The sequence below is a fragment of the Domibacillus iocasae genome, assembly GCF_001750285.1.
Lineage (GTDB): Bacteria > Bacillota > Bacilli > Bacillales > Domibacillaceae > Domibacillus > Domibacillus iocasae.
Genome location: NZ_MAMP01000012.1, coordinates 1 through 13,053, shown reverse-complemented (window position 1 = coordinate 13,053; position 13,053 = coordinate 1). Strand labels below are relative to the sequence as shown.

At 36.1% G+C, this 13,053-nt stretch carries 14 protein-coding genes and 2 riboswitches; of the genes, 2 read left to right on the top strand and 12 right to left on the bottom strand.

Features of this window, described 5'->3' with window-relative positions; genetic code table 11:
* Nucleotides 1-307 precede the first annotated feature (307 nt).
* Together BA724_RS18475 and BA724_RS04575 are read right to left on the bottom strand one after the other, a co-directional pair.
* Entirely contained in the window at nt 308-472 is a 165-nt protein-coding gene (locus BA724_RS18475; protein ID WP_169818491.1) for a hypothetical protein, read from the bottom strand.
* A 122-nt stretch (nt 473-594) separates the two neighbouring features.
* Nucleotides 595-777 carry a DUF2213 domain-containing protein gene (locus tag BA724_RS04575; RefSeq protein ID WP_069937496.1) on the bottom strand — a complete coding sequence of 61 codons (183 nt, stop codon included), beginning with the start codon at nt 775-777 and terminating at the stop codon, nt 595-597.
* A 228-nt stretch (nt 778-1,005) separates the two neighbouring features.
* Between BA724_RS04575 and BA724_RS04570 the strand changes: the two genes are divergently transcribed.
* Nucleotides 1,006-2,094 carry an ATP-binding protein gene (locus BA724_RS04570; RefSeq protein WP_069937495.1) on the top strand — a complete coding sequence of 363 codons (1,089 nt, stop codon included), beginning with the start codon at nt 1,006-1,008 and terminating at the stop codon, nt 2,092-2,094.
* Here the strand turns inward: BA724_RS04570 and BA724_RS04565 are convergent.
* The 6 genes from BA724_RS04565 to BA724_RS04545 all read right to left on the bottom strand — a co-directional run bounded on the left by BA724_RS04565 (nt 2,091) and on the right by BA724_RS04545 (nt 9,471).
* Entirely contained in the window at nt 2,091-2,501 is a 411-nt protein-coding gene (locus BA724_RS04565; RefSeq protein ID WP_245676163.1) for a minor capsid protein, read from the bottom strand. The two genes, BA724_RS04570 and BA724_RS04565, sit on opposite strands and share 4 nt — an antisense overlap.
* 538 nt (nt 2,502-3,039) lie before the next feature.
* Entirely contained in the window at nt 3,040-3,822 is a 783-nt protein-coding gene (locus BA724_RS04560) for a hypothetical protein (RefSeq protein WP_083256064.1), read from the bottom strand.
* 27 nt (nt 3,823-3,849) lie between these two features.
* Nucleotides 3,850-3,937: riboswitch (cyclic di-GMP riboswitch) on the bottom strand.
* Between the two features lie 307 nt (nt 3,938-4,244).
* Nucleotides 4,245-5,930, bottom strand: coding sequence for a methyl-accepting chemotaxis protein (locus BA724_RS04555; protein WP_069937493.1), 1,686 nt, complete (start codon nt 5,928-5,930; stop codon nt 4,245-4,247).
* A gap of 316 nt (nt 5,931-6,246) precedes the next feature.
* A complete protein-coding gene (locus BA724_RS04550; protein ID WP_069937492.1) occupies nt 6,247-7,608 on the bottom strand; it encodes a diguanylate cyclase in 1,362 nt (453 codons plus the stop codon).
* 43 nt (nt 7,609-7,651) lie between these two features.
* A complete protein-coding gene (locus tag BA724_RS18470; RefSeq protein ID WP_169818490.1) occupies nt 7,652-7,825 on the bottom strand; it encodes a hypothetical protein in 174 nt (57 codons plus the stop codon).
* A gap of 17 nt (nt 7,826-7,842) precedes the next feature.
* Nucleotides 7,843-7,927, bottom strand: a riboswitch (cyclic di-GMP riboswitch).
* Nucleotides 7,928-8,475: 548 nt separating this feature from the next.
* Nucleotides 8,476-9,471 (bottom strand): ABC transporter substrate-binding protein, encoded by a 996-nt coding sequence (locus BA724_RS04545; RefSeq protein WP_069937491.1) that lies wholly within the window; start codon nt 9,469-9,471, stop codon nt 8,476-8,478.
* Between the two features lie 456 nt (nt 9,472-9,927).
* Here BA724_RS04545 and BA724_RS04540 point away from each other — a divergent pair, with 456 nt between their 5' ends.
* A complete protein-coding gene (locus tag BA724_RS04540; RefSeq protein WP_069937490.1) occupies nt 9,928-10,125 on the top strand; it encodes a hypothetical protein in 198 nt (65 codons plus the stop codon).
* Nucleotides 10,126-10,268: 143 nt separating this feature from the next.
* Here BA724_RS04540 and BA724_RS04535 read toward each other — a convergent pair whose 3' ends face one another.
* The 4 genes from BA724_RS04535 to BA724_RS04520 form a co-directional block, all read right to left on the bottom strand.
* Nucleotides 10,269-10,754, bottom strand: coding sequence for a glycosyl hydrolase family 18 protein (locus BA724_RS04535; RefSeq protein ID WP_069937489.1), 486 nt, complete (start codon nt 10,752-10,754; stop codon nt 10,269-10,271).
* Between the two features lie 70 nt (nt 10,755-10,824).
* A complete protein-coding gene (locus tag BA724_RS04530) occupies nt 10,825-11,367 on the bottom strand; it encodes a glycoside hydrolase family 18 protein (RefSeq protein ID WP_069937488.1) in 543 nt (180 codons plus the stop codon).
* Between the two features lie 87 nt (nt 11,368-11,454).
* Entirely contained in the window at nt 11,455-12,237 is a 783-nt protein-coding gene (locus BA724_RS04525; protein ID WP_069937487.1) for an alpha/beta fold hydrolase, read from the bottom strand.
* A gap of 149 nt (nt 12,238-12,386) precedes the next feature.
* Entirely contained in the window at nt 12,387-12,758 is a 372-nt protein-coding gene (locus tag BA724_RS04520) for a hypothetical protein (RefSeq protein WP_069937486.1), read from the bottom strand.
* Nucleotides 12,759-13,053 lie beyond the last annotated feature (295 nt).

Sequence of the window (13,053 nt, the reverse complement as noted above, 5' to 3'; positions counted from 1 at the left end):
GTTCTCCTTTATAGAACTACAAAAAGCTATTAAAAGATCCGTGTAGTTGAATGATAACCGAATATTTTCTATACAGGTATGATGAAGACTCTTTACCAGGAGTCCAACATATTAATTCGAGATTTTCGTTCTTTTCCCAGTAAATAAATCAACTTGCCATGTTCCATTGTATTTTGGACGATGATTTTTTTTTCGGTAACGGTAATAATACAGTCTTGTACGGTAAATTACCTTTTTTCAAAATGGGTTTCATTACTGAATAAAATCACTAACCCCTTACCTAATTTTACTATAAAAAATGTCGAATTTATCTATTTTTGTTTTTCATGATATAAAGTAATCTTATATTTATAAAAATTACTTTCAATCCAAAATTCTTCTTAAAAGATGACCGAGCATCCTGTGCATCCATATGGGCTTTTACTGTTGAATCTACTTCGTACTCTTTGCCGTCAATTTTATAGACTGCCATATTTGGTTTCCCTCCACTTTCGTTATTGATTTGCCATGCATCAGAATCGGCGCGGATCGCACTCGTCATCTGTCCACGATGGCAATATGGTTAATATCGATGTTGCACTGAACATATCCGTATTAACCACCTTGATATGTGCCACGCTGCTCCACAATATCGCTCATGAAGCCAATACTGATTTCACTTTGTTCCCCGCTGAAGATCCAGTCCATTAAAGCGGAATCCGTTATCGTCATGGAGACAACCAGCATTCCGCCTTCCACACGGCTATCCTTATAGCTCTTGCCTTTTTGGTACCGCATGATATGAAATCCATAATCAGCATTTTGTCATATCGTTGTACCTTCACAATGTTCTCACCCCCTTTTAGGCAATAAAAAAAGACCGATTCTCGGTCTTGTGACATTTTTCAAAACAAAATGTCGTCATATAAAGAAAACATAGCGAAATGTATTGTATAATCTAAAGATATTTACCGATTATGATAAATTGAATTTATAAACCATTAATATAAATAGAGGATGTTACGCATGGATCACTACAACAATGAAAGTAATAAGAATATTAATAACAATCAAGTTGATTACAAGCATCTTATCCCAAGACGAAATGGGTTTGTGTTTAAATTTATAAAGAAAGATAACGATTTTATCCATACGTTCGCTGAAGGTGATTTTCTAGAAAAAATAGGGCTTTCTTCTGCATGTATTATTGGTAAAACTTTGCATGACTTTTTACCTGAAGATCGGGCAAATCAGAAACATTATTTTTATGAAATAGCCTGGAGCGGCAATACTATTAACTGTGAAGGAAGTGCAAATGGATTCCATTACCTTGCTTCGTTAACTCCAGTAATAATCAATTCACAAGTTGTTGAAGTAAATGGTACAGCTATCGAGACTACAGAACACCGAAAGAACGCCTCCAAGATTCAGGAACTAGAAAAACTTTCATTAGTCGGTGAATTAGCAGCAGGAATTGCCCATGAAATTCGAAATCCTTTAACATCTGTAACAGGTTTTGCTCAAATGATTAAGGAACTTTCAAATGACGAAACAATAGATAATTACATTGAGATAATACTTAATGAATTAAATCAAATTAATACCATCGTTAATCAATTTATGTTTATATCTAAACCTAAAGAAAACATGGAGACTAGAAATACGGATATGAAGGCTTTGGTCTCCCAAGTTATAGAATTTATGAAACCCCAAACAAATCTAAAAGGTTTAAACTTTATCAAATTTATTAGTTCTGATTCTATATTTACTGCACATTGTGACCCCAATCAGATAACACAAGTTATAATGAACCTGATACAGAATGCTATTGAAGCAACGACCGATTCTACACAAAAAATAGTGGTTTCGCTTAAAAATACAAACGAAAATAGCCTATTAATAGAAATTACTGATAAAGGGTGCGGAATTTCACAAGAAAGACAGAAAAGACTATTTGAACCCTTCTATACAACAAAAGAAAAAGGAACAGGATTAGGGCTTATGATGTGTAAACGAATTATAGAAAACCATGACGGCACGATAGAATTTAACAGTCAACTTGGTAAAGGCACGACTGTCAGAATCATTTTACCTAAGTTCTCTAATCATCGTTAATGAGCTTCAATTATCATCAAAAACGGGGTAGCAGTGCAGCGGCAATTATAGTCAGTGCCAGGGAAACCAACAGCCGTCGGATCAGCATATTCAAATACCTGTCCTTCCAGCTTGTCGTGCGAATCACGTACCTTTTCATCGTTTGATGTGCTCCACTTGAATTTGCTGGCGCCCATTGTCTTATGCCGCTCGACAGTCATTTGGCCAAGAATGGAGCCTGCCTGATCCCGGGCAATGAATTTTGCTCTATTCACTGACATGCCAGTCCGTTGTATCAGCTGATCCCGAGTTTCTTTTGGACTAGTACCATTCTGTATGCCTTGATAGATGATGGATTCAATCTTAGAAAAGTATTCATCTCGAATAGTGCTGATATAGCTCACATTCTCCGTTATAGATGTTCTCATAAACTCATCAAGCCAGGGTTCAAACTGCGTAGGATCAATGCCTTTCACACGCCCCTGATCCTGCATGTTCTTTTTATGGATCGAAAAGGTAATGAAGTAATAATATAAATCAATATTTCTGAATTGATCTATGTTATAGGATTTGAAGAGAGAAGCGCATTGGATTAGGCACTTGCCTGTATAGATAATGTTTTTATGAAAAAGGATTAGTATTGAATCAGCAGGACAAATAGGTAATTTAGCACCTTTATTGTTAATTTTTTCACTCTAGAATTTTCTTCTAAATGTTTTTATTGTACACTCTAATCAAACATACATACTCATATATATTAAAAGGAGTGAAAAAATGACCAGTTTTTGAAAGCTGAAGAATATACAAAGGACATTTTCGGTCAAAAACACTCTTTAAAAAAAGATGGACAAGCCATTATTTCATATTCTTTAGTCACTGGTTTACCGATAGCGAGTTGTACGTTATTCAACGTTTTATTCTAAATGGTTAATAAAAAAAGCCAGCTTGGTAAGCTGGCTTCCTTTCTTATTTATCATCTTCGTCGTCTTGATCATCATCATTATCTTCTTGATCATCATCGCCATTATCGTTTTGATCATCATTGTCTACTTCTTGTTCAATTTCTAGTTCTTCTCCGTCTGCAAATTCAATTTCCATTTCAATACTAAATGGGCCAGTGATGTTGAACAGATCTTGAATTTTCGCAATAATTTCTTCTTCAGTCAAAGTCGCAGGATCCTGCAGTTCATTTGCTAGAACAGCAACCATTTCTTTTGTTACAGTACGGGATTTATCTTTCACTTTAATTTTTGATTTACCTTTTTTCACTTCATACTCAATTTCAATATCATGTTTATCCGTGGAAATTTCAATTTCCAGCTCGCGGATTTTATCGGAAAACGCTATCCCGTCTTTTCCTTTCTCATCCCCGTCTTTTATTTTATCTTTGTCCGTATCAGGATTTAAGGGATTCAAGCTGAGATCACCCTCAGCTACATTGCTAAGTCCATCTTTATCCTGATCTTCTTGTCCATCTAATGTTCCATTTTTATTTGTATCTGCTAATGTTGGGTTTAAGTTTAGCTTGTATTCAACAAGATTATTTAGACCATCTTTGTCATTATCTAGTGAAGCTACATTTTTGCCAGATAGTTTGTACTTCTTCTCCCAATTGTCAGCAATTTCGTTTTTATTCTTATCAACAACTTTCTGTTTTCCCTTACCTTGAGCTTCTGCCGGTGTAAACCCTGGTGATAATAACAAGGATAGACCTAAACTACTAACTAAAACTTTCTTCATCGTTTTCATTCTTTTTCTCCTATTCTATCATATATTTTCGGCAACTGGCTGGCATAGTGGATTAACCACTTTAGCCCCTATAGCTTTGCGCTGCTATGTTTCCATAGTTTTGCCTTTTCGTTGTATATTCCAGAAAGAATATGAACAACAATTACCTTTAATATAATACATTTCCTTTCGTAAGTAAAAAGGTTTATTTTTTCGAAACTTGTCGAATTGCATTACATTCATCTCATTTGTTTTATTTTCCGGAATTTAACATCTAGGTATCAATACATATCTCTCGCAGCAGAAGGATACATTTTGGTATCGACCTAATATGCCAGCCCTTACCCTTGAACTATATGCTTAAATTTGGAACATCTTTTATTTTCCACTTCTCATATTCAAAAAACCTCACTGGCATTAAACCAATGAGGATACCTTTTTTATTAAGCTTTGAATCTACTTATTACTTGTTGTAAATCTTGAGCCATTTCACTTAAAACTACCGCTGAAGATGAAACTTCTTCCATTGCAGCATTTTGTTCTTCGGCTGAAGCAGCCACATTTTGTATATTCCCTGCGGATTGTTCTACAATATGACTGATATCTTTCATCATTCCTACCATACTTTGCGAACTTGAACTTACTTGTTCTACAATAGCAGAAACCTCTTGAGATTCAACAGCTATCTGCTCAATTGACTGCACAATGTCTCGGAAGGCTTCTCCCGTTTGATCCACCATTTTAATCCCCTCTTGAACAACGTCTGCACCGTTATTCATCGATTGGACAGCCTTTTCTGCTTCTGATTGTATCTCCTGTATCAGATCACGAATTTGACCTGCTGCGTCAGCCGATTGTTCTGCTAACTTCCGAACCTCATCAGCAACGACTGCAAAACCTTTCCCTTGTTCACCTGCTCGAGCAGCTTCTATGGCAGCATTTAACGCTAATAGGTTCGTTTGATTTGCAACCTGTGTAATCAATTCCACAATTTGACCAATTTCCTTTGATTTTTGCCCAAGAGCGTTTACAACCTCTGAAGATTCAGTTGTAGAATCTTGTACAAGGTTCATCTGTTCAACAGTTTGGGCAACGATTGTATTACCAATGCTTGCTTTCTCGTTTGTAGAAGCCGTTAAATCTGCAACAGATTGAATAGAAGATGCGGCTTGATTCATTCCTCTTGAGATTTCATCGACCGCTTGGGCAGACTCTCCGGTACTGGAAACTTGTTTTTCTGAACCTGATGCCACTTCTTGGATAGCCATTGAAATTTGTTCCGTCGCTTTACTCGTCTGTTCAGCACTCGCAGATAATTCTTCCGAGGTTGCTGCTACCTGCTCGGCATTTGAGCCAACTTGATGAATCAACTCTCGAAGGTTCATTTTCATTTGATTAAAGGACTCTGCCAGATTTCCAATTTCATCTCGATATTTCACTTGAATGTCATCTTGAGTCAGATCACCCGATGCGATACTTTCTGCTCCTTTTGCGAGAGATAAAATAGGTTTGGTAATCATTCGGGTAATCATCGTACCTATTATAATAGCCAAGATAAAAGCGGCTATACTCAAGATCAGCACCATTGTTTTAACTGAATGAACCATATTGGTATTTGCTTTGCTGCCTTCCTCCATAGCTTTTGCTTGTAAATCCGCTACTTTATCCGCTGTATCTCTTATTTCTCTTGCCAGTGGGATAACTTCTTCGCCAGCGAACTTTTGAGCTTCTCCTTTATTGGTCTCCACCAAAGTGACAAATTGCTCCGACTTACTTTTAAATTCCTCATTCAATATAGAAAGCTCTTTCAGTAAATCCTTGACTTCTTGAAGTTGAACTATATTGGTTGTGCTTTTAATTTTTTCATTTATTCCGGCTGTAGATTCTGATAAAGCATCTGCAGCACCCTCTTCCTCTAATAAAAGTCCTCGTACGTTTGAAATTTCTCTTGAAGCATAGATTTGTATGTCTTTTGCGTTTGACAAAATTGCCGCTCGACGCTCAGTTAAGTCCGAGTAGGAATCGTCCACTTTTTGAATGTTGTAATAAGATATAAAACTAATAATACCAAGAAGAATGGCAATACTTAGAAATCCACTCATCAACTTTTTTCCGATTGTAAAATTCATTCACAAAACTCCCCACCAATTAGTTTACATAACCTTTACATCGGCAATTCATCTCCAATAATGAATACTATAATAAAATAAAATATTGTTATTTTTTAACTCATACGATTTTATATTTATTTTATTAACTTGCATTTGTATTGCACCATATGAATAAACACGTCGCGCCCTTTTGCATTACGGATCCGATCATCTCAAACATTGGTTTATAGAATAACTTAAATAACTGCTATAAAAAGGGCGTATTAAATTTTGTTATTAATTTTTAACCAAAGAAAAAAACCGATTTTTATTGCGGTTTTTTTGTTTATCTGATTCAATTAGCTTTGCTCTTTGATTCAATAGAAATAAACCCATTAAATTTCTCATTATTATTGTTTAACGTAGTTGCAATGACTATTTTATTTCTTCCCTCTTGTTTCGCTTTATATAATGCTTGGTCAGTAATGTTTAATAGCTCTGAAAAATGATTTGCCATTTTCGGCATGTTTCCAATTCCAATTGAAACTGTAATTGGCTTTCCTGTAGGGCTAATAGTTGTTTCCGTCGTTTTTCTTATTCTTTCTGCAATTATTTGTGTAATTTCAATATCGGTTTCTGGGAGAATAATCAAAAACTCTTCTCCACCTAAACGGAAAAGCAAATCACTCTTCCTCGTTTCTTTTTTAACTAATTTGGTCAAATATTTTAATACTTCGTCCCCTACTATATGTCCGTATTTATCATTCACATTTTTAAAATGGTCAATGTCAAACAAAATAGTAGAGTACATATCTAAATCATTAATTGTTTTTTCTAAAGAACGACGATTATTGCAGCCAGTTAACGGGTCAATGTTTGATTCATTCTCAGCATAATTAGCTTTTTTCTCATAAAAATCAACAGCTGTTAAAATAGTATTTCTCAACTCTTTTAACTCAAAATACCAATCTGGAATATGCGGAGGTGGGACCGCTTTCTTTTCTGTAATTAGCTGTGCATACGTGGATAAATCCCTTATAGGCTTTATAAGTTTTTGTAACACGATATAGGCTACTATGGAAACCAAAATGATAAATGGGATAGTTGTTATACTTATGTATTTTACTAATTCAATAATTGAATTGCTATTCCCCAATACTTTTTCACCAATAGTATTAAGTGTATCCTTATCAACGTCCATTCCTAGATATCCGATAATTTTTCCTTCATCATCTTTGATAGGTGCTCCAACTGATATGTAATTTCCATAATTAGGGTCATTGATAATTTCTGTAATATAGGTCTTTCCTTCATATGCTCTTTTAACTTGCTTTTCTGGAACTGTACAGACTAGCCCTATCGGAAACTCCTCCGCTATCTCTTTGGGCATCCCTGGAATCATGACTGTTGATACTTTAGGATTATCAATAGCGAGTGTATATACATGTAAAGCACCTGTTTTTTCCCGTGTATCATTTAAAACTTTGTTAATTTCCCAATAACCTTGATTTTTCGAAGGGTTAAGAAGAAATTGCTTATAACCTTCAATATCCATTGAAGCAGCTATTGACTCTGCTGTTTGAAGACCTTGGTGTGCGATTGACTTTTCAACAGTCTTTTTTATCTTTATGTAAGATGCAAAGATATTTAAACTTGTAAAAAACAATAACAGAAAAATAGAGAATACCAAAATTAGTTTTATTTTGTTTCTTTTCATATCGAATTGTATTTCCCTTCCCTATTTTCAGAAAATTGAAAGGTTAGATCAACCAAATAATCTTTTCTACCAAATTGCTTCCTTCTAATGGGATTCTACCAGAGGATAAAAATGCTCTAGTGTCCTCAATCGGAATATTCATGTCACGTGCAATTTGAATCGGTTCAAGCCATTCCTTATCTAATTTATCAAATTCAACCTTGATTCGATCCAGCATCGAATCCCCCCATTTTCTGAGGTAACTCAGCCATCCTAGTCGCTTGACCTTAGATTTGCATCTTTGCGTCCTAGTCTTTCGACTAGTTGGCCATTATCTCGATTTCAATATATCTAAAATTGTACTACATGATCACATGAAATTTTGTCGAAATAAGTCATGCGGGTAAAAAAATCCGTTTTAAAGTCGGTTTTTATATTTTTTAAAATTCATTCTGTTGTTTCCTGCACTAAATCTATGGGTGGTAAGTATTCAATAATATAACCCCTCAATTTCACCCTGTTTTTGTACGCTATTAGATGGGTAAACGCGTCCCACCCTTTTGTATTAATGTTTTTCTTTGCTTCACTGTATTTAAAAAGAAACACGTAATGACCAAAAGGACGATCACCATTTCAATGAATAGGGGTATTAACCCATGTACGACTATTATGTAAAGTGAAGTGTACAAACAAAAAATGTTTCATTCTGAGTTGAATGAAACATTTTTCTTCTATATTTTAGTCGGTGTTTCGCCGTCATTCAATCGATTCCCGTCATCATTTGCGTTCATCCTGCCATCGGGAGTCAACATCCCGCCTCCATAAAAAAGAGGGCTGTCCCTCGTCCGTTTTCACCGACTTTCGGGACAGCCCCTGATTTCCTTTCTCTTATTTCATCCATTTCAAATTAAACACCGATTTAATTTCAAACGGTTTATCAATGAGTTTCAACTGATAATTGGCATCCGCAAGTTGTTGATAGAATGAAAAATCATCATCGGAAAACCCAGCTTCATACTTTTGTTTTGCCAGCGCTTGTTCCATCACTTCTGCAGGTGTCCATGTTTTTCCGTCCGCTTCAATCTCGGGAACCTTAAATGCTTCGGCCAGGACAACAGCCGCTTCTGTCGGTTTTTCATTAATATAATCAATGGATGCCTGGTGCCCCTGCATAAATTTCTCCACTGCATCTCCGTGTTCCTTGACAAATTCATTATGAGCGACAACAACGACAGCAGGGTCCGGAATTTTTCGAACAACCTTTAATCCCCGCAGTTCAGCAAATGTCACGAAAGGTTCTCCTAAAAGAGCCGCATCAATTGTTCCTTTCGTAATTGCTGATTCCATGTTCGGCATTTTCATTTCTACCAAACTTACCGATGTTTCATCCAACTGCGCCTCCGGCAGCAAAAAGCCTCGTAAAAGAATATCCGATCCGGTCCCTCTTCCCAAAAACCCAATTTTTTTACTCTCTAGATCAGAGGGTTGTGTAATGGACGAATCCTCTTTTGCGATTAGTCCAAATTCCCCGTCGCCTACTTTAGCAATGACCGAAATATCCGCCCCTTTTGACGCCCAATTCACAACAACTGGTATGCCTGTATAAGCGATATCTAATTTCCCAGAAGACAACGCTTTGTTAAGATCAGGCCCGTTTGCAAATTGATAAAACTCAGCTTTAATCCCTTGCTCTTCCATCAATTTCTGCTTTTCTGCAATAATGGCTGGTGCCACCGATAAAATATTCGGATACCCAATTCTGACAGTTTCTTGTGTTTGATCAGCAGTTGCTTGATTAGATGCTTCTTCATTAGAACTGCAGCCGCTTAACATAAAAGCAGCTGCTGCTATAGCCAGTAACTTTTTCTTTGTGAAGGTTATCATGCTCATTTCTCTCCTCGGAATGTCAAATCGACCTTTTTTTCATTTCCACTTTATTTGTTGCTCAAATAACATCATAAATGATAATGAGAATCGATGTCAATTAAATAATATTCAAATGACGAAATTCTGCATGATGTACACTGTTTTTGCAAAAAAATAAATACCGTCTCAAAGCGGAGAGTTCTGCAAAAAAACTTACATTTAAAGGAAGTATCTGAAAGCTATGGCGCTTTCCAATGCAACACAATATCATTTATATTGCTTTCGGAAATGAGTTTTATAGTTCACTTTTTCAACTAACGCCCCATTAGTTTAAGTGCAGCTTTTCAAATTGAACGAAACAAACTTAACGATTCCATTAAGAAAAGCGACAGCTTAAAAGGGTTTCAGGGTCTTTATAAAATAATAGTCTATAATGAAATAAGAACAAGTGGAAAAAGGTCGGGAGGATTGTGTATGTTTTCTAATCTACAATTACGAGACTTAATTGCAGGGAGAAAATTGAAACAAGCATTAAAAGAGTTTGGTTATGAACTCTTAGAAGTAGAAAGAATTAATAAACTTTTGCCCTTTCAAGCGAAAATCCTAACGCTTTATTGTGAACCGGGAGATTATTTAATAATGATGCTATTTTTTATTGGGGGATTAATTTAATGATTTTAATACAGTTTCCGTATTGAGCTATTCTGCTTCTTTAGTTGAGGTAGAAAAAAGACCCACTAGAACAGCAGCCGGTTTTTAAACTCTTGCCCCCGTTACTTTAAGTACAAATCTTCACAATTAAACAAGTTCAGGATTTAGAGAACCATTAGTCTCTTTTTTACTTTTATTTCCTCGGGTATAGTGGTCCAGAACTTTGGGTCTTCTAAGCCGAGCTGCCAAATCCCGATTCCCCCAAAGTTATATTTTTTTACTAGGTTTAACTTAAACCGCAGACTATCGCTATTCTCAAACCAAACTTGGTGGCTATGATGATTATGATCAACGTAACTGAAATGAGGTGTTTGCGAACGGGATTCCCATATAACTTTAGCTTTATATTTTGTTCTCTGATCCATTAACTGTGCGTAGGAGTTATACAAGACTTTGTCTGCTCTCGTAACCCAGTCCCATCCATACCCAGCGATACCGAGTAAAATTTTTGATGGTGGTACGCCATGTTTCAAAATATAGACCAAGCTTTCGTAATCAAACCACCGTGCATAACGGATCGTTGCTTCTGTCCAATTGACAGATGCTGTTGACCCAGGTTTTGTTCTTGGGTTTTGTTCATCGTATGTCATAATCATTAACCCATCTGAGACCCGGGATTAGCATGGGAATCATCTGTGTTTGCAGGGACTGAAACCATAACTACTTTTCCATCACGATGCACAGCATCAGACAATTTTTTATCAGCAGACTAGAGGAATCTCGGTCAGTCAAATACAAATTTTCCATGTCAATATTAATACCGTCATATTTAAACTGATTCATTTCATTGCGTAAGTTCTGAATGAAAACATTGCGGTTCTTATCGTTTTCGAGTACATTAATCGCTACCTGCTTGCCCTTCTCCGCGGTTTCATAAAAGAGGTTATGTACAACCGTATATACCTTCAGGTGTTTTTTATGAGCACTCTGAATAACCTTTATCTTATGATCTGCTGTAATGGAAACTATAAGACTGCCTGGACGTTTATCATCAAGCTTATACCAAAAGGGTGCAATGATGCTTAAACTGGTGAATTGCGAGTTGACTGTAGGTTGAGACCCTGGATACGTTCCTTCCTGTTCTGTGTAAAAACCCAAAACTTCACGTAGTTCGGTTTTAAAGTACAAAAACGCATTTAGAGAGCAAAATCGAAACAGATTTAGCAACCGATTTATCAATGTAAATAACATTACGATTGGCATAAAAAAACCTTCAGAGTGAAAGATCTCTGAGTGTTTTGTTTATAATGTTTTATTCCATTAAATGCCCCCTTTAGCTGAAGAAAACTATCAACCAATAAATTGCCTCAATAGTTGGTTAAACTTGTCACGTTCTTCCCAGAAAGGACCATGACCGCTGTAATGAAACGGAACAAGCTGTGAATTTTTTATTTTTTGATTTAGTTCCTGAGCTTGTGCAAATGGAATAACTTTGTCATGAACGCCGTGGACGATTAAGGTCGAGACAAGGATTTTTTGCAAATCCGCATAAAGCTTCTCATCTCTTAGCGTAATTATGATTGCTGCTGTTGACCAACCTGCTGCTTGTAACCCCAATAGAAAAAACCAATCCGAGAATGGTTTAGTTATATACTGAAAGAAAAAGCCATCTGTTACGTCCTGCATCATTTTAGGGCGGTCATTTAAGGTTTCTTTAAGAAAGTTATTAGCAGTTTCTTTAGTAAAGCCTATTGGAGCTGCGGCGTCTGCAAGGACAAGCTTGGAAACTCCGTAACCATTATATCGGGACATATACCGAATAGCGATAGCTCCACCTGTAGAATGACCTACAAGAGTGAAGTTGTCTAATTGAAGTACATCAACTACTGTACGAATATCATCTGCTAATCGGTTATAATTGTAGCCACTCATTGGTTTATCCGACTTTCCGAACCCTCTCCAGTCAATTCCGATACAGCGGTATCCCATTGCGGGAAGAACATCAAACTGATACTCAAACTGTTTATTGTTTAATGGCCAACCATGTAAAAACACTATCGTCTTACTGCCCTCGGGATTTATATCTTCCACATATAATTTTACGCCTAATTCTACAGTCACATAGTATCCCACACCGATTCCCCCATAAAATTAAAATGGCTTTAACAGTAAGTTATTCACATAGGCAAACATCTGTGAATAACTTACTGTTAGTTCAACAAGAATCGGATTAATCAAAAATAAGGGTGCTATTCTAAAATAGCACCTGTTCAGTCAGTAACTTAAGCTTTTACTAGCATCTTTTTTTGATACTCAAGAATTTCCTCATCTGTGAATACGTTGGATGCCAATCGTTTAACCTTATCCCAGTATTCTTTGAACTCATCATAATTATGACCTTGATCATTTATAAAATTAACCAGGCTGCCACCCGTAAAGATAGGGTGAGTTTTTGGATATTTGGTATCCCAGTAAATATTTGCTCGAAGGTTTAATTCGTTTTGAGTTTCTTTAACACGAAGGATAATTGCGACTGCACATCGAAGTCTTGGTTCTCCTCTATCGTGGCCTTCTCCCTTTCCATTAACAAGCATCTGAGTGACATACTGTTCATTTTCAAAAGTCATTTGCTTTTCACTAATTTTGAATTCCATTATCTTTATTCCCCCAATTTTTCTATCGTGTCTACTAACTCACTTCGAATTAGTATCCCTATATAACAAGATTACCAGTTGAGACTTCAAATACAAAACATTAAGAGTTTTTAAATAGGAGGGAAAACTTGCAGCTCCGGCTCAAAGGATTGGTGTAGTAGATAAAATATACAGTTGGGAAGATATTATTTATTTGAGATAAAAAAGGACCTCATTATCCAGTGCATTTGAGGTCCTTTCTTATATTACTCTTCAACTAAACCAGCTAATAGGATGTCAAGATTTTTCAATAAAA

Coding starts and splice junctions, on each gene's coding strand:
- BA724_RS04575 (WP_069937496.1), bottom strand. CDS start 777: ATGCGGTACCAAAAAGGCAAGAGCTATAAGGATAGCCGTGTGGAAGGC.
- BA724_RS04540 (WP_069937490.1), top strand. CDS start 9,928: ATGTTTTCTAATCTACAATTACGAGACTTAATTGCAGGGAGAAAATTG.
- BA724_RS04535 (WP_069937489.1), bottom strand. CDS start 10,754: ATGACATACGATGAACAAAACCCAAGAACAAAACCTGGGTCAACAGCA.
- BA724_RS18470 (WP_169818490.1), bottom strand. CDS start 7,825: ATGCTGGATCGAATCAAGGTTGAATTTGATAAATTAGATAAGGAATGG.
- BA724_RS18475 (WP_169818491.1), bottom strand. CDS start 472: ATGGCAGTCTATAAAATTGACGGCAAAGAGTACGAAGTAGATTCAACA.
- BA724_RS04560 (WP_083256064.1), bottom strand. CDS start 3,822: ATGAAAACGATGAAGAAAGTTTTAGTTAGTAGTTTAGGTCTATCCTTG.
- BA724_RS04530 (WP_069937488.1), bottom strand. CDS start 11,367: ATGCCAATCGTAATGTTATTTACATTGATAAATCGGTTGCTAAATCTG.
- BA724_RS04545 (WP_069937491.1), bottom strand. CDS start 9,471: ATGATAACCTTCACAAAGAAAAAGTTACTGGCTATAGCAGCAGCTGCT.
- BA724_RS04565 (WP_245676163.1), bottom strand. CDS start 2,501: ATGAGAACATCTATAACGGAGAATGTGAGCTATATCAGCACTATTCGA.
- BA724_RS04550 (WP_069937492.1), bottom strand. CDS start 7,608: ATGAAAAGAAACAAAATAAAACTAATTTTGGTATTCTCTATTTTTCTG.
- BA724_RS04520 (WP_069937486.1), bottom strand. CDS start 12,758: ATGGAATTCAAAATTAGTGAAAAGCAAATGACTTTTGAAAATGAACAG.
- BA724_RS04570 (WP_069937495.1), top strand. CDS start 1,006: ATGGATCACTACAACAATGAAAGTAATAAGAATATTAATAACAATCAA.
- BA724_RS04555 (WP_069937493.1), bottom strand. CDS start 5,930: ATGAATTTTACAATCGGAAAAAAGTTGATGAGTGGATTTCTAAGTATT.